Annotated in this window: 21 protein-coding genes; all 21 read right to left on the bottom strand. The window is 62.9% G+C overall.

Annotated features, from left to right (window positions below; genetic code table 11):
- Positions 1-2 precede the first annotated feature (2 nt).
- Positions 3-1919 (bottom strand): methyl-accepting chemotaxis protein, encoded by a 1917-nt coding sequence (locus tag JN279_RS19270; RefSeq protein WP_202349988.1) that lies wholly within the window; start codon positions 1917-1919, stop codon positions 3-5.
- Between the two features lie 2 nt (positions 1920-1921).
- Positions 1922-2188 (bottom strand): hypothetical protein, encoded by a 267-nt coding sequence (locus JN279_RS19275; protein WP_202349989.1) that lies wholly within the window; start codon positions 2186-2188, stop codon positions 1922-1924.
- Between the two features lie 265 nt (positions 2189-2453).
- Positions 2454-2819 (bottom strand): HNH endonuclease, encoded by a 366-nt coding sequence (locus tag JN279_RS19280; protein WP_202349990.1) that lies wholly within the window; start codon positions 2817-2819, stop codon positions 2454-2456.
- Positions 2812-3015, bottom strand: coding sequence for a hypothetical protein (locus JN279_RS19285; protein WP_202349991.1), 204 nt, complete (start codon positions 3013-3015; stop codon positions 2812-2814). Before JN279_RS19285 ends, JN279_RS19280 begins: the two co-directional genes overlap by 8 nt.
- Positions 3012-3227: a hypothetical protein gene (locus JN279_RS19290; protein WP_202349992.1), complete on the bottom strand. Its 216-nt coding sequence runs from the start codon at positions 3225-3227 to the stop codon at positions 3012-3014. Before JN279_RS19290 ends, JN279_RS19285 begins: the two co-directional genes overlap by 4 nt.
- Positions 3224-4135, bottom strand: a complete 912-nt coding sequence (locus tag JN279_RS19295; RefSeq protein WP_202349993.1) for a hypothetical protein — start codon at positions 4133-4135, stop codon at positions 3224-3226. Before JN279_RS19295 ends, JN279_RS19290 begins: the two co-directional genes overlap by 4 nt.
- Complete coding sequence (locus tag JN279_RS19300; protein WP_202349994.1) at positions 4132-4359, bottom strand: hypothetical protein; 228 nt, start codon at positions 4357-4359, stop codon at positions 4132-4134. The genes JN279_RS19295 and JN279_RS19300 overlap by 4 nt, the downstream gene beginning before the upstream one ends.
- On the bottom strand, positions 4356-4901 hold the full coding sequence (locus JN279_RS19305; RefSeq protein WP_202349995.1) for a hypothetical protein: 546 nt from the start codon (positions 4899-4901) through the stop codon (positions 4356-4358). Before JN279_RS19305 ends, JN279_RS19300 begins: the two co-directional genes overlap by 4 nt.
- 92 nt (positions 4902-4993) lie before the next feature.
- Positions 4994-5290 (bottom strand): hypothetical protein, encoded by a 297-nt coding sequence (locus JN279_RS19310; RefSeq protein ID WP_202349996.1) that lies wholly within the window; start codon positions 5288-5290, stop codon positions 4994-4996.
- A 2-nt stretch (positions 5291-5292) separates the two neighbouring features.
- On the bottom strand, positions 5293-5919 hold the full coding sequence (locus tag JN279_RS19315; protein WP_202349997.1) for a helix-turn-helix domain-containing protein: 627 nt from the start codon (positions 5917-5919) through the stop codon (positions 5293-5295).
- Entirely contained in the window at positions 5906-6127 is a 222-nt protein-coding gene (locus tag JN279_RS19320) for a helix-turn-helix transcriptional regulator (protein ID WP_202349998.1), read from the bottom strand. Before JN279_RS19320 ends, JN279_RS19315 begins: the two co-directional genes overlap by 14 nt.
- Before the next feature lie 83 nt (positions 6128-6210).
- Positions 6211-6744 (bottom strand): hypothetical protein, encoded by a 534-nt coding sequence (locus JN279_RS19325; RefSeq protein WP_202349999.1) that lies wholly within the window; start codon positions 6742-6744, stop codon positions 6211-6213.
- On the bottom strand, positions 6741-7979 hold the full coding sequence (locus JN279_RS19330) for a tyrosine-type recombinase/integrase (protein ID WP_202350000.1): 1239 nt from the start codon (positions 7977-7979) through the stop codon (positions 6741-6743). Before JN279_RS19330 ends, JN279_RS19325 begins: the two co-directional genes overlap by 4 nt.
- Before the next feature lie 275 nt (positions 7980-8254).
- On the bottom strand, positions 8255-8992 hold the full coding sequence (locus JN279_RS19335; RefSeq protein WP_096447212.1) for a hypothetical protein: 738 nt from the start codon (positions 8990-8992) through the stop codon (positions 8255-8257).
- Positions 8993-9017: 25 nt separating this feature from the next.
- On the bottom strand, positions 9018-10028 hold the full coding sequence (gene cobT / locus JN279_RS19340; RefSeq protein ID WP_096447210.1) for a nicotinate-nucleotide--dimethylbenzimidazole phosphoribosyltransferase: 1011 nt from the start codon (positions 10026-10028) through the stop codon (positions 9018-9020).
- Between the two features lie 39 nt (positions 10029-10067).
- On the bottom strand, positions 10068-10844 hold the full coding sequence (gene cobS / locus JN279_RS19345) for an adenosylcobinamide-GDP ribazoletransferase (protein ID WP_096447208.1): 777 nt from the start codon (positions 10842-10844) through the stop codon (positions 10068-10070).
- On the bottom strand, positions 10841-12160 hold the full coding sequence (locus JN279_RS19350; protein ID WP_096447206.1) for a cobyrinate a,c-diamide synthase: 1320 nt from the start codon (positions 12158-12160) through the stop codon (positions 10841-10843). Before JN279_RS19350 ends, cobS begins: the two co-directional genes overlap by 4 nt.
- A complete protein-coding gene (gene cobA, locus JN279_RS19355) occupies positions 12157-12975 on the bottom strand; it encodes a uroporphyrinogen-III C-methyltransferase (protein WP_096447204.1) in 819 nt (272 codons plus the stop codon). Before cobA ends, JN279_RS19350 begins: the two co-directional genes overlap by 4 nt.
- Positions 12972-13736, bottom strand: a complete 765-nt coding sequence (gene cobM, locus JN279_RS19360) for a precorrin-4 C(11)-methyltransferase (RefSeq protein ID WP_096447202.1) — start codon at positions 13734-13736, stop codon at positions 12972-12974. Before cobM ends, cobA begins: the two co-directional genes overlap by 4 nt.
- Complete coding sequence (locus JN279_RS19365; RefSeq protein ID WP_096457461.1) at positions 13733-14119, bottom strand: cobalamin biosynthesis protein; 387 nt, start codon at positions 14117-14119, stop codon at positions 13733-13735. The genes cobM and JN279_RS19365 overlap by 4 nt, the downstream gene beginning before the upstream one ends.
- Positions 14116-15351, bottom strand: a complete 1236-nt coding sequence (gene cbiE / locus JN279_RS19370) for a precorrin-6y C5,15-methyltransferase (decarboxylating) subunit CbiE (RefSeq protein ID WP_096447200.1) — start codon at positions 15349-15351, stop codon at positions 14116-14118. The genes JN279_RS19365 and cbiE overlap by 4 nt, the downstream gene beginning before the upstream one ends.
- Between the last annotated feature and the right edge of the window lies 1 nt (position 15352).

The following is a 15352-nucleotide window of genomic DNA, read 5'->3' on the forward strand; positions in this document are numbered from 1 at the left end:
CGTCAGGCCCTCGCCGCCGCGGTCGTCATTGCGTAGTACATGTCGAGCGCCTGCTGCTTGGCGGTTTCGTTGCTCACGCCTGGCGCCGCTGTATAGTTGAAGGTGATCGGGTTGCCAGGCTGCTGGACATTGACCGAGGTGTTGTAATTGCCGTCGCTCGATGTCGTCGGGAATTTGACGCTCGGCCGCGTGGTTTTCCCGACGCCCCAGCTTGAGATATAGCTGCCATATTGGGAATCGAAGGAGTCACCGAACATGGTGTTGCCGGTGCCAGTCGCGCCGCTGTCGTTGTTGTGGACAAGAGCAGCCAGGGCATAGGAGTTGAGCTGCTGCATCGAGGCGCCAACGACCTGAGAAAGCCGACTGATGGCGATCGACTGCTGCTGCGAATAGCCGCCGATGTCCCCACTCAGGGACTTGAGATAGCCCTTGGTGTTCTTGTCGAGGGTCGAAACGTTGTCTGCCGTCTCCTGAGTATAGCTGGCGGTGGCCTTGGTGTTCGGATCGGGCGCGCCATAGGACCGGACATTGACGCCGCTGCCGTTGACGTTCGATTGCGTGCCGGCCCCAAACCCTGGGTCAGGAGCGCCGCCATATGACGTCACGCCAACGCCAGAGCCGTTGACATTCGACTGGGTGCTGAACTGCGGCAATTCGATCTTGTTCGGGTCGCCGCCATAGCGGTGGACGGTCGGCAAAGGATTGGACGCTGCGGCGCCCACGTCGCCCATCGACTTGAGCAATTGATCGAAGGCGCCGGAGGCGTTGTTCGCGGCGGCCTCGGCTATCCGCTGCGTGCGGACCAACTCATCTTGCAAGCGCTTAAGGTTGGCCTGGGCATCGTCGATTTGAATGCCAACGCCAATTCCGCGCTGGGATAGCTTCTGCAGATCGATGATTTGCTGCTCGACGGAAGCGATGTCCGCACTGATCTCTGCCGCGCTGCGATGCGAGGCCGCGCTCATGCCATCGAAGGCCTTGGCGACTTTGTTGCCGAGCAAATCCGGGTTCGACGTGTCGCCGGCTATCAGCCGGAAGAAATTCGCCACGCTCTCATTGTTCATGAACTGCTCGACGTTGCCGGCGAAGGTCGAAAGTTCCTTGGCAAAATCGGCGAAGCTTTGCGCCAGTTTGACGACAAGCGGCCCGGCCTTCACAGCGGCTTCGGAAATGTTGACGTCCAACACCTTGGCGAGAACGTCGAGCTTGTCATCCAACTCGCCTGCCTTCTGAAGCAGGTCGTCGGGGATGATGATTCCCATCTCTTGAGCCGATTGTTTCATCCGCGCGATGGATGCGCTCCCCTGGTCCAAGAGCCGGGCCATCTCGACGCCACCCTTGCCGAAGACCACAGACGCCAGCGCTGCCTGTTCGGCCGCGTCCTTGGTATTCATCATAGCGTCAGCGACTGCCTTCAGGCGCTCTTCCTGGTCCTTCGCGTTTACGATGTTCTGGAGCAATGCCGGGTTGAGGTTCTTCAGGCCGGAATACAGCGCGCCCGTCCCACGCTCGGCCAGACCGGAATTCTTGGCGAAGATATCGAGCGACGAGTTCAGCGATTCCTGATCGATGTTTGCCTGCTTGGCCGCGAAGCTCAGGGCCTGGTAGGTATCGCTGCGTAGGCCCGCCGATCGAGAATTGCTGGCGATCTCGTCAAACTCTGAAATTGCCTGCTTTGCCCTGTCGAGAATACCGCTCAGAGAGCCCAACGCGGCGATGCCGGCTCCGGCCAGGAGGCCCGAACCGAAGTTCTTCAGCGTGGCGCCCATCGCCGCGGTATTGCGCTCTACGGCTGCGATCCCTTTCGCCATGCGCGCCGACTGCTGCTCGACAGTGGTCGCATTGGCTTTGAAACCGTCGGCGAACTTGGCAGCATTTGTGGAGAGATCGATCGAAATCGATCCGACGGTTGCGACCATGGCTAACAGTTTCCTTTCGTTTCGATTGCCTCGGCCTCGGCCGCGAACTGCGCGCCATGAGCAGCCAGGAAGGCGCCCATTGCGGTTTCAGTTTCTTCAAGCGCCTGGATACCGGATCCAGTGATCAGGAACGCCGCTTCTATGCCGGCGATGATCAGATTGCGCGCAAGCTCGAGCTGCTGCTGCTTGCGCTGCTCATCGGCCGCTTCCGCGCGCTCGGTCCAGTAGGTTGCGGGCTTGCTCATGCTGCCGCGCTCCGGTTTGCGCATCCATGGACTGGAAAAACTCGGGTTTCGACATCCATGGAGTAAAAAAACCATGGAAAAAAATGGAACGGCGAAGCGGTCGCAGGCGGCTCAACGCCATGTGGCGCAAGGGTTAGCGTCCGCTGAGTTTTTGGGTCATTTTGCCGGTTTTGGCCGAAATCGCGCGAGCAGGAAAAAAAACCTGCGAATGGCGGTGCGGCGGCTCTTGGGCCATCGCCTCGTTTTTGGTCGAATGGTCCCCCCCTGGGGTCGTGGCGCCTCCGGTTCATCAATACCAAACCCCTTTTGGCATCGAGCTTTCAGCCTTCTGCTTGGCGGTGCTGTGGCAGGTCCGGCAAAGCGTCTGCAGCTTGCCTTCCCAGAACTTCACCGGGTCATTGCGATGAGGGATGACGTGGTCGGCCACGAGCTTCGAGGTGTCAGGCTCGACGCGCCTGCACATGCGGCAAGTGAACCGGTCGCGGATCAGCACCGACATGCGCAGCTTCTTCCACCGCGCGCTGTTGTACCATCGCATGCTGATCTCGGTCTTGCTTCGGAACGCTGATCGCTCGCGCTCATTGGCTGGGCCTGCCACGTTCAGGCGCGGCGGCATGCTGGCGAGCGCTGGCTTGAGATTCGAGAGCTTAGCCATAGAGCGCCTGCCACTCACCTGGGCGCGCTGCCTCGACCCATTCGCCGGCAAGCAGGTTCGCGGGGTCGATCGCAATGGGCATCTCAACCCATTGACTCACGTCATCGTCGACGTTGGCACAATGGCCGATAATGACGACCCAGCGGGGGTCATCTTCGGCAAGAACGGCCTCGACGGAGATGATCGCCGGCATCATGGCACCGGCCGCCAAGCGTCGAGTTGCGCCGCTGCGCGCCATTCCTGTTCGATGAGATTCTTCTCCTCGATAGGCATGGGCAGCGGGTCGAATGATTGGATCCAGCACTTGTCGTGTCGGTCGTAGGCGTGCAGCACCACTGTGCGCATGTCCTCGCACAAGGTGACATCGATCTGTTCGACTCCGCTTGGCGCGTTGGTGAACGTGCTCATGACCGCGCGTCCCTGCCTTTCTTAACGCAAAGCCGCCAACAGCCTTCGCCATGGCCTGGCGTTACGCCCTTCGAGCCGATCTCCGCGTGCCACATTGACCCGTCGTGCGTGGTCAAGGCGCCCTGTTTGTATTGCCGGTCGGGTTTCCAGGTGCCCTGATACTCGAGCTGAGGCCTAGCCTCCAAAGCCTCGACGCGCGCTAGTAGGTCGATCTGTTCCGCCTCTCCTTCAACCTTTTCGAATTCGGCGATCCGGCCCTGGCCATCGAATTTCGTGACGCGAGTGACGGCCCGCGTGATGGGCGGGGCCTTGGCGCCAGTTGTGACTGTCGACCGGGCTTCGAGTTCGCTGACGCGCGTCTCCAAAGCCTCGACGCGCTGCGAAAGCCAGTAGTAGCCGGCGTCAGTTTGGGCTGCGATCATGGACACCAATTCGAGATCAACGCTCTGGTCCGGATGGCAACCGGCTTCTTTGAACCCGAGATGCTTTCGATAGACGGCCCATGCGACGACACGGCCGAAAGCGTCGGCGAAGGTCTTCTGATTTTCTGGGGTCCTTAAGATGCCGGGGTATTCCGGTTCCTGCACCGGCTCGAGTTTCCAGGGACGGTGCGCCTTGCCAGCTGCCGCCAGTGCCGCCGGTTTACCGTTAGGATCCGCTGGGTTGTCCGCTATTTCGACGGCGAACCGCCTCTGCTGCAATGCGTCGACGCGACCGCGCAGCACTCGTATCTCGGCTTCGAGCCTTTTCTGCAAATCGCCGTCCTGATCGAGCGCGTGTTTTTTGCGATCCGCGTCGACGGCCGCGACCTTCTCGCCGATCACCTTCTCCAGGCGCTCGATTTCGACGTCGACCTTATGCAAGGCCGATTGACGCTGATCGCCGACTACGGGCTTGGTCTTCCTCACGACGGCCATTCGCCATACTTGCGGTGATAATTCAGGCGCATCATCGCCAGCGCCTTGCAGGTCGATGACGTCATGCCGACGGCTTCAAGCCGGCGAATACCGCGCAGATCTTCGCGCTTCCATCGTGCGCGACGCTCGGCCTTGCTTTCGGCGCCGAGCTTGACCTTGTGGACGACCTTCGACGACACGAACGGGCCGTTCAGGGAAACCTGGCGTGTAGTCATCGGGCGGCCCCCTTTGTCATTTTGCGAATTGTGCTGAAGGCGACGGACTCGATCAGATGCTTGGCGGCCGCTGCATCTTTGACGATGCCGGGCATTTCGACGTGGCGCTCGCGTGCCTCGGCGCCAAGCGAAGCGGCGATGTTGAGAAGCTCTTGCGCCTGATCCAGGTGTCCGGTGATCGCGTTGCCCAAGCCTTCAATATCGTCGGCGAGGGTTTCGCGAACGCTGTCCAGATATTCGGCCTTCAGCCTGGTGAATTCGCTTGACGCTTGGCTTTCGCGAACCTGTGCCGCCGCGATGTCGACGGCGAGCTTGTCGAGCGCGTCGTGAAAGTTTTCCGTCGGAATGCGGTTTTTGATCGGATTGTCGATCCCGACCTCGTGCTTCATTTTTTCGCGGCGCCCGCTCAGGGTGCGCAGGTCGGCCGCCGCCTGGAGCGCATCCCGCTCGGCGGCAAGATATTCCTTGGTCGGCTTGGGCAGCTTGAGCACGCTCGAAAAGTACGATGCTTCGGCTTGGGTGGGTTTGAAGCGAGCAAGCATGCGGTTCCCGATCTCCCTGATTTGATTTGATGATTCTCCCACCGAAAGCCCGCGTCGGCTAGTTCACCACGGTACGACGCGGTACGCTGAAATCACTTTTCTCGGGCCAGAAGTGCCGCAGCGATGCCGGCAATGGCGTACTCGATGATTCGCCCGTTCGGCCGGGAAGCGATGGTCGCGCCGCCGTTCAGGCGCTGGTTTCGAAGCGTGTAGGGCGAGACACCCAGCAGCGCAGCAGCATCGGCCTGGCGGACATAGCCGTCGGCCGTCACCAAGATCCCGCGTTTGAGGCAGGCTGTCTCAACGACGTCGATCTTGGCGTCGAGAGGCGAGCGCTCCGGGTTCGTGGATATGGCCCGCATGGTGGCGGCGAGGCTGTTACGCTCCATCCTCAGCCACCCCTCGATGCTGAGGAGTAGGAGTTGGAAGGGGTAGACTCGCGCGCAGGCGTAGACGCCAAGTCCTTCCTGTCCGGAGCCTCTTTTATCTGATCACTACGTTTCCTCTTAGTATAAGGCGGACTACCGTAGTCCTGTTCATACCGGACTGCCGTAGTCCTGTTCGATAGGACTGCCGTAGTCCTATTTCGCCGGGCATCGCGCAAATGCTTTGGCTCGGCTGGAAGCGGGTCCTTGGATGCTTCCAAGACGGCGAACGCCCACGGCAGGCTGAGGGTGTAGGCCACGCCGCGCTTGTTCCGCGTCACCTTCTCCTGGCTCGCTTCGTCGAGCTCGGAAATCCGGCATCGTAAGATAGCATGAGAGTCGCACAGGGCCTTGATCGCCCGTCGGGCCTGCCTTTCATCGGCGACGCCGGCATACTTTGCCAAGGTCTCCTGAGTGGGCCATGCAACCATCGTTTCCGGGTCGGCGTGCTGCATCAGAACGATCGCCAACCGCAACTGCAAGGCAGCGTGCTTATGGTCGTGCGACAGACAGACGGCCGTGAGCCAATCGAACTTTGTCAGGTCGACGAGATATTTCTCCCAAGGCAGGCGTTTGCGTTCAGGCTTCGCCACCAGCGCCACCGCTTGCTTGCGCGCGCTTGACAGCGAGGGGACGAGATTCGAGCCATTCGTCGACTTCGTCTTCAAACCAGACGCGCGTGTTGTCGCCGAGCATTCTGCCAGGTGGAAAGTTGTGCTTCTCGACCAGCCTCTTCAACTGCGGCCAGTTGCCAACAACCTTGTCGGCTTTCAGGTCGTTGAACCGCTTAAGCTTTCTCATCGGTGCCTCGCCGTTGTTACGTTGAGGCACGGTAGATACGCGGGTCTTAGCGGGATTAAAAAAGGGAAGACTGGTCGAGTTGGTCAGGGATTTCCGAAGGTGACGAGCCTTTCAAAGAGAAAGCGCGTTTCACCCGCGCTCCGAGATGCTTCAACCATCACATAACTCTCTTCCAGAGACTCGACCTGGCGCACCCGAGAAAGGGAACTCCGCTCATCATTACGCCTCAACATGGCGGCAGCATTGGCAAGGATCGCTGCCTTTGTCATATTGGCAGCATCCTTTTTCGGCCGCCCCTTGCTCGCCGGCAGCGAGGTCAGGTTCCTAATATCGAGTTGGTTTTTGACGGCAATCCACCGTAGGTAGTGAGCAAAATCCATAGCCGTCCGGCCTCTATGGCTGGCATAGCCGCCGCCTTCGGCTCCATCGGGATCCGGCTCGTTGTCGTAGACATAACGGATCGCTTCGAGCACAGGCTCTTGCGCCCAACCGGGGATTGGGATTCCCCACAAACCGCATTTTGCGACAGTCTCGAAAAGGGCAGGGAAGATGCGGTGTTCTTCCCACTGACGCCGATGAACGCCCAACTCCTCATCGTAGAATTGTTGAGGGGTCATTTCCGCGCCCTCCGCTTCATGGGCACAACGTTCTTGGCCGGCGGGTTGAGGATCCTCTTCAACAGGGCGTTGAGTGAGGCCAGAGCGTTCGCTTTCTCGTCCTGGTACTTGTGACGATTGTAGACGCCTTCCACGCCGTCGATGGCGTGGCCCATGACGCGCTCGGCCGTGTCACTGGCGACGCCAGCGCGGGCCATCAGCGAGCGCGCCGTGCGCCGCAGGTCGTGTATGGTCCAACCCTCTTTCTCTGCTGCCTTGTCGTCGCCTGTGTCGTTGGCAGCAGCATCGGCGGGTGGCGCCATTGATGCGTCTAATGCGGCCTTCGATTTGGACACACCGTTGAAAAAGCCCTTCTTGGTGCGGCCGGCAAACACGTAGGGGTTTTCGCCGATGCGGCTCCGAGCCTTCACGACGTCAAGAGCTAGAGCCGGAAGCTTCAGTTCGCCGCCGGTGCCTTTCTCCCTCTCATCGCTCGGGACATGCCAGACGCCATCGATCGATATATCGTCCCATCTCATCGTCAGGATCTTCTCCCGGCGTTGTGCAGTGGTGAGGGCGATCTTAAGGATATCGCCGAAGGTGCCGGCCTTACTGGCTTGCTGCCAGATGGCGCGAATCTCTTCATCGGTCAAAACGCGTTCGCGCTTCGTCGGCGTAGCTCTGCGCATGCCTCTCACAATCGGCGAGAGGTAGCTGTCGTCGCGCGCAGCAAACCAATTGCAGATGCCGCGGACGATCGCCAGCACCGCATCCGCTTGCCGGGCGCCGTGGCCGTCCTCGATCTCATCGAGCAAGGCAGCTACATCGCCGCGCCGAATGCTGGTGAACTCGCGGCTCTCCCACTTCGGAAAGACATACACATCGAGGCACCGCTTAATCTCTCTTTCGGAGAGCAAGCCCTTCGCCGCAACATGGCGCTTTAGGTAGTTCTCGGCGACCGTCCTGAAGGTGTCTGCAGCGACCTTCTTCTCTATTGCGGGAAGGCCTGCGCGGATGCGCTTGATTGCCTCTCTGGCGTCTTCCCTGGCCTTTTCTACGCCCATCATGTCGGCGGCGCCGATGGTTGCCCACACCTGCTTGCCGTTCGGGTCTCGCGACACAGCAACGAAGGATTTTGCACCCGAAGGCATGACGCGCACGTAATGGCCGCGGAGTTCAGGATCGGGAAATGTGTAGCGCGCGGACCTCGCTTTCAGGTCGGCGACGCCAGCATCGGAAAGTGTCTTCCTGCGCATCAGATTGCCCCTTCGGCTAACGATGGGCTAACAACTCGAAGCGGTGACCGTGGCTAACGAGCGGCTAACATCAGCTAATCTGTATGCTAAAACAGGGTGTTACGGCAAGCGGGATTTAGCGAGGTTTCGCCGGCTTTATTGTAGACGTGCTGACTCTTAATCAGCGGGTCCACAGTTCAATCCTGTGCGCACCCACCAAATTCTTCAAAGACTTGGTGGAAAGACCCTGAAAGCGGGATGTTTCGCTGCCGTCCGGTGGCAGTACCGTTCGACTGCTATTGCACAGTTGGTCGCAGATAAGTGAGAATCGCCTGGGTTAGGGCGATGACGCCGTCGACAGCTCCAAAGTCCGTCTTGCTTTTGCCGACCGTCCATTGCAACTCGGGAGCTTCCGGCAACTTAAGCGCCCGATTTATTCCCCAACCCGAGAGCATAAGGAGTTCAAAAGACGTGGGCTCGCCAAGCTCGAAATAGGGAAAGCGAAAATACAGCCAAACCGGCCCGCCATACCCAAGCTTGAAGGTCATGGTGACCGAAACATTGTGACCAAATCTGTCTTCAAAAGCTCCGCCAAAACTGAGGTCTCTGGCATCATAGTCATGCCATTGTCTTGCCAACCCCAGAGCGCTCCATGTCTTAAGGGTATGGGCTTTCAGTTCCTTGCGATTGGGGAATTTTGTCATTTCATGAGTTAGATGGGTAGGCGGATCACTGTAGCCGGTTTCAGCTCGCCACTCTTCCGCAGCGTTGCGGAGATCTTCAAAAGTCTGGACGGTTTTCGGATCCGGTTGGTCGAATCTGATCGAAATCCGCCATTGAGAAATCATCTCTCGCAGTTCTTCGACCGTATGGCCCGAGCGTTCCGCCCAATCCTGCGTTGCCAGTATCCACGGCGAATTGTACTTCAGCCCGGCAAAAGCTCCGCTCTTGCTGTCGAAATCCCGGATAATCCGAGCAAGAGCATCGCGAAGCCCCTGTTTGGGATCTCCGAAAATCTGCGAGGGCTCATTCATCGGGTGTGATCCGGGCGTCGCGAACCTATTTGTCCGACACACCAGCCTCGGCAAAGCTGGCCATCCTTGCATGGCACTCCAGCGCCGAGCGGACGATATTGACAGCGAGGCAAGCGCCGGAGCCTTCGCCAAGCCGCATACCGAGATCGAGCAAAGGCGGCAGGCCGAGGGCTTCGAGCAGGCCACGGTGGCCCGATTCGGCGGAGACATGGGCCGCGATGGTGTGAGCGAGGCCGGTCGGGTGCAGCCTGGCCAGTGGGGCCGCGGCGGCGGTGCAGACGAAGCCGTCGAGAAGCACGGGTATGCCGAGATGGCGGGCGGCCAGCGTGGCGCCGAAGATGGCGGCGAGTTCGCGGCCGCCGAGTGCGGCGGCAATGCCCAACGGATCGGCGAGGGCGGCGGCATGGCGCTTGAGGCCTGCTTCGATGGCGACTACCTTGCGCTTCAGGCCGGCATCGTCGACGCCGGTGCCGCGCCCCGTCCATTTTTCCGCGCCACCGCCGAACAGCGCCGCTGAAATGGCTGCGGCCGGCGTTGTGTTGCCGATGCCCATTTCGCCGAAGCAGACCAGGTCGAGGTCATCAGTCACGGCGTCATAGCCTGCCGAAACCGCGGCGAGGAAGGCCTTCTCGTCCATCGCGGGCACCTGCGTGAAATCGCCGGTGGGATGGTCGAGATCGAGCGGGATGACATCGAGTTCGGCGCCGGCGATGCGGGCGAGCTGGTTGATGGCGGCGCCGCCGCCGGCGAAGTTCGCCACCATCTGCACGGTGACTTCGGAAGGAAAGGCCGAAACACCTTGCGCGGTGACGCCATGGTTGCCAGCGAAGACGAAGACTTTCACGCGGTCGAGCTTCGGCATGTCGCGGCCCTGCCAGCGCGCCAGCCAAGCGGCGATGGTCTCCAACCGGCCGAGGCTGCCTTGCGGCTTGGTCAGCGTGTCCTGGCGGCTGGCAACGGCCTTTGCGGCGGTATCGCTGCCGGCGGGCAGATCGAGGCAGGCGGCACGCAATTCATCGAGGGATTTGAAGGGCATGGGGGCAAGGTCTCCGGAAGGGAATCAGGTCAAAAGGGATCAGGAAAGCGCGACGGAAGCGACGAGCAGCACCGCGATTTCGCTGACCTGCTGCAAGGCGCCGATCGTGTCGCCGGTCTGGCCGCCGATCTGGTTGAGGCAAAGGGCATGGAAAGCGGCAAAGAACAGGCCGAGCAGGATCAGCGCGGCGACGGCGCCGCCGACCCCGAGCAGGAGAAGCGGAATCGCGCCAAGCACGGCGCCGGCAATGGCGGTTTCCAGCGAGACGGTGCCGGCGCCGGCCGAGAGGCCGTCCGAGCGCGCCGGCGGCAACAGGTGCATGAAGGCGCCCAGCACGCCGCGCGAGGCCGCATGCGCGGCAACAAGGGCAAAGAGCGCCTGTGTGGGATCCACCAGTTCCGAAAGCACGTTCCAGCGGATCAGCAGCGACAGGGCCAGCGCCATGGCGCCATAGGCGCCGATGCGGCTGTCGCGCATGATGTCGAGTTTGCGGCCGCGCGACTTGCCGCCGCCAAAGCCGTCGGCGACATCGGACAGCCCATCCTCATGCAGGCAGCCGGTGGTGATCACGGTTGCCACGAGGGCAAGTGCCGCCGCTGGTCCCATGGCAAGGCCGAATCGTTCCGCCGTGGCAAAGACGATGGCGCCGATCAGGCCGACGACGAGGCCGGCGACCGGCGCGGCCCAAATCGCGGCGGCGAGGCCGCGGCCGCGAAAGTCGAGGTCGGGCAGGGGCAGGCGGGTGAAGAAGACCAGGCAAAGCGCGATATCGTCGAGGATTTGCCGGGGCGAAAGGGTCAAATTCGGGAGCTTCATGCGCTGGCCCTCGCTATCGCATGGAAGAAGGTGCCGCTGACAGGACCGCGCCGGTAGCCCGAGGCGCCGATCGGATTGCCCTGGCCATCGGCGAGGTCGGCCAGCGGCTCGTCATTGCCCGTGGCCGTCATCTGCGCATAGTGGAATTCGTGGCCGCGGATCAGCGCGCCCACGGAGCCCAGCGGGCAATCGGCGCGCAGCCGCGCCTCGCGATAGCCGAGATTCATCTTTCGCTTTGCAAAACTGGTGGCATGGCCGAGCAGGCCGAGCATGGGATGCGTCTCGCCGGAGGCATCCTCCAGTGCTTCACCGAGCACCATGAAACCACCGCACTCGCCGTGGATCGGCTTCGTCTCGGCAAACCTTGCCATCCCGGCTTTGAAGGTCTCGGCAGCGGCAAGCTTGCCGGCGTGGAGCTCGGGATAGCCGCCGGGCAGCCAGCAGACGTCGCAGCTGTCGTCGGGCGCCCCATCAGCGAGCGGCGAGAACGGGACGATTTCCGCGCCGGCCTTGCGCCAATAGGCGGCGACATGCGGGTAAAGGAAGGTAAAGGCGGCATCCTCGGCTAGCGCGATGCGCTGGCCCGGTGGCTGCAGGGCGTCGGCGAAACCGCCAATTGCCGGGGTGAGGGGCGTCGCCAGCGCTATGATCGCATCGAGGTCGAGCGATTTCTCCGCCATGTCGGCCAGCCGGTCGAGATGCGCCATCAGATCATCATACTCGCCGGCCTGGACGAGGCCGAGATGGCGCTCAGGCAGGTTCAGGGTAGGGTCGCGTAAAATAGCGCCGACGACGGGCAGGCCGATCGCCTCGATGGCGTCGCCGGACAGCTTGCGATGGCGCTCACTGCCCAGCCGGTTGAGCACGACGCCGGCCATGCGGACATCGGGATCGTAGGTGGCAAACCCTTTGGCGACGGCGGCCGCCGTGGTCGATTGGCCGGACACGTCGAGCACCAGGAGCACGGGGAGGCCGTAGAGCCGGGCGAGGTCGGCGGCCGAGCCGGTTCGCCCCGGTGCGGCCGGAATGCCGTCGAACAGGCCCATGGCGCTTTCGAGGATGACGAAATCGGTGTCGTCGGCCTGTTGCGCCGCCAGCGCATTGAGCAGCGACGGCGGCATCGCCCAGCTGTCGAGATTGACGCCGGACAGGCCGGTGGCGGCGGTGTGGAAACCAGGGTCGATATAGTCGGGGCCGGATTTGGCGCCGCGCACTTTCAGGCCGCGCCGGGTGAGCGCGCGCAAGATGCCGATGGTGACGCTGGTCTTGCCCGAACCGGAGCGCGGCGCGCCGATGATGATGGCGCGGGCGGTCATGCCTGCCCCGCCAGTGCCGCGCGCATGGCGACGATGCCGCCGACGACGATCAGCGCCGGCGAGGCAAGACCTGCGGCTGCAGCTTCCTCGGCGATGGTGGCAAGCGTAGCGACGACAATTCGTTCCTGCGGCGTCGTCGCGGCGACGATCACCGCCGCCGGCGTCGATGGCGCCAGCCCACCGTCAAGCAATGCGGCTGCGATCAGCGGCAGATTGGCCATGCCCATATAGACGACGACAGGCTGGCCGGTGCGGGCGATTGCCGCCCAGTCAATGTCGTCATCGGTGCCGGCGGCGTGGCCGGTCGCCAGGATCACCGCCTTGTTGATGCCGCGCATAGTGGCGGGGATGCCAGTGGCGGCTAGAGCGCTTAAGCCCGAGGTCAGGCCGGGCAGCACGCGGAACGGGATGTTTTCGCGCGCTAACGCCAAAGCCTCTTCGCCGCCGCGGCCGAAAATATAGGGATCGCCGCCTTTCAGCCTGACGACACGACGGCCCTCACGCGCCAGCCGGACCAGCAGAGCGGTGATGTCGTCCTGCTTCATCGAGGGTTTTCCGCCGCGCTTGCCGGCGAAGAAAAGCTCGGCGCTTGCAGCAACCGCCACGACATCCGGTGAAACCAGCGCATCATAGACCAGCGCGTTCGCCTCCGCCAACGCCGCCAGCACTTCCAGCGTCAGGCAGCCGGGGTCGCCGGGGCCGGCGCCGGCCAGCCAGACATGGCCCGGCTCCAGCGGGCGCGGCTTGAAATTCAGCCGCGCGAGCGCCTGTTCGAGCGTGGCGTTTTCGCCCTTGGTTTTGGTGCTGCCGCTCACAATCCGTCCCGTCCGCGAAAACGCCGCTGATAGTGGGCGTCGTACAATGAACTTTCGCCAAAACCTTCCGCCGCCAGCGAGCGGCCGACGAAGATGATCGCCGTGCGCTCCATCGGATCGGCGGCAAGCTTCGCCTCGATCGTTTCCAGCGTACCGGTCAGCACCCGCTCGTCCGGCCAGGAGGCGCGGAAGACGATCGCCACCGGGCAATCGCCGCCATAATACGGCGTCAATTCGGCGACGACGCGATCAATGGCGTGGATGGCAAGATGAATGGCGAGCGTGGCGCCGGTGCGGCCGAAGCCGGCCAGCGTTTCGCCGGGTGGCATTTTTGACGCGCGGCCGGAGACGCGGGTCAGCACCAGGCTCTGCGCGACTTCCGGAATGGTCAGTTCGCGGCGCAGTGCGGCCGCCGCGGCGGCAAAGGAAGGCACGCCCGGCGTCAGCGTGTAAGGGATGCCGTGCTTGTCCAGCCGGCGAATCTGCTCGGCAACGGCACTCCACACCGACAGGTCGCCGGAATGCAGGCGGGCCACATCGTGGCCTGCCTTGTGGGCCTCGACATAGGCCGCCTCGATCTCGTCGAGCGACATCGGCGCGGTGTCGATCAGTTTCGTGCCTGGCGCGCAATGCTGCAGCAATTCGGGGGCGACGATCGAGCCGGCATGCAGGCAGACCGGACAGCTTGCCAGGAGTTTTGCGCCGCGCAGCGTGATGAGGTCGGCGGCACCCGGACCGGCGCCGATGAAATGGACGGTCATGGCGCGTCTCCGCTGATGGCGATGGCGCAGGTGACCGGGCCAAGCACGGTGCGAGGGCCCAGCAGTTTTGCGCCGGCGCCGGCAACGGCAAGGGCTGACGCTTCGGAAACCGAGGGCGTGCCGGCCAACTCCTGCGAGAGGCTGGAATGGCTGAGCGTGCCTGGCGAGGCGGCTTGAAGCGCAGCGTCATCGACGACGATGACCGGAAGGTTCAGTGCGCCGCCAGCAGCGGCGATCGCGTCTTCATCCTTCTTGAGCGCTGCTGTGGCCAGTGCCGAAAGCGCCGTCATCGCCAGCCCATGTGCTTCGAGCGCGGTTTCAATCGCGGCAAGCACGTCTTCAACGCTCACGCCTTTGCGGCTGCCGATGCCCGCGACCATCATGGCTTCACCCAGCTCCATTGGGTGACCGGCATGGCCGGCCGCCAGGCCTGCATCGAGCCGACGGGCGAGGCGCGCGAAATGTTTATCCGGGTAAGATCGCCGCCCAGTTTCAGGTGCTGCGCGAGAAGCAGGGCCTCCATCTCCAGCGTCACCGCATTGGCGACGAGCCGGCCGCCGGGGCGCAGCGCCTTGATGGCGGCGTTCAAAACGCCGGTGTCGCTGCCGCCACCGCCGATGAAGATCGCATCCGGCGTGTCCAGCCTGGCCAGCGCCTTGGGGGCGCTGCCTTCGACCACGACGAGGCCGGGAACGCCACAGGCGGCGGCATTGCGGTGGATACGGGCGGCGCGGCTCGGGTCGGCCTCGATGGCAATGGCGCGCATCTGGGGGTGGGCGAGCATCCATTCGATGCCGATGGAGCCGGAGCCGGCGCCGATATCCCACAGCAATTCGCCGCGCCTCGGCGCCAGCGACGACAGGGTGATAGCGCGGATTTCGCGTTTGGTGATCTGGCCGTCATGGTCGAACAGATGATCGGGCAGGCCAACCGTGAGCGGCAGGATGCGGGCCTGCGGATTCGAATCAATTTCGATGGCCAGCACGTTGAGCGGATTGATGTTTTCGAGGTCGAAGGCATCGGCGCGGGCGGTCCGCTGGCTCTCTTTTGGACCGCCCAACGCTTCCAGAACCGTCAGCCGCGAGGCGCCGAAATCGAGTTCGGTGAGCAGGCGGGCAATCGCCGCCGGCGCTTCGGCATCCGACGTCAGCGCCAGGATGCGTGCATTGGGCTGCAGCAGCGGCCGGATCAGGTCGAGCGGACGGCCATGCAGCGAGACAGTCTCAATATCCTGCAACGCCCAGCCCAGTCGAGCGGCTGCCAGCGAAACGGCCGACGGCGCCGGGATGACATGCATCTCCTGCGGCTCGACCTTGCGGGCGAGGGTAGCGCCGACGCCGTGGAAGAGCGGATCGCCGGAGGCGAGCACGCAGACGTTCCTGCCGGCAAGGGCCAGCACATCAGCCATCCCTGCATCGAAAGGCACCGGCCAGGGACGTGGCTCGCCCTTGGCGAAGGACGCGACCAGCGCCAGGTGCCGCTTGCCGCCGAAGATGAATTCGGCCTTGGCAATCCGCTGCTTGGCCTCGTCGCCGAGACCCGCTAAACCGTCCTCGCCGATGCCGATCACCGTCAGCCATTTCGGCCTGGCGCCGCGCGAACTTTCAGCAGGCATG

This window comes from Mesorhizobium sp. 113-1-2, assembly GCF_016756475.1.
In the GTDB taxonomy this organism is placed as follows: Bacteria; Pseudomonadota; Alphaproteobacteria; order Rhizobiales; family Rhizobiaceae; genus Mesorhizobium; species Mesorhizobium loti_C.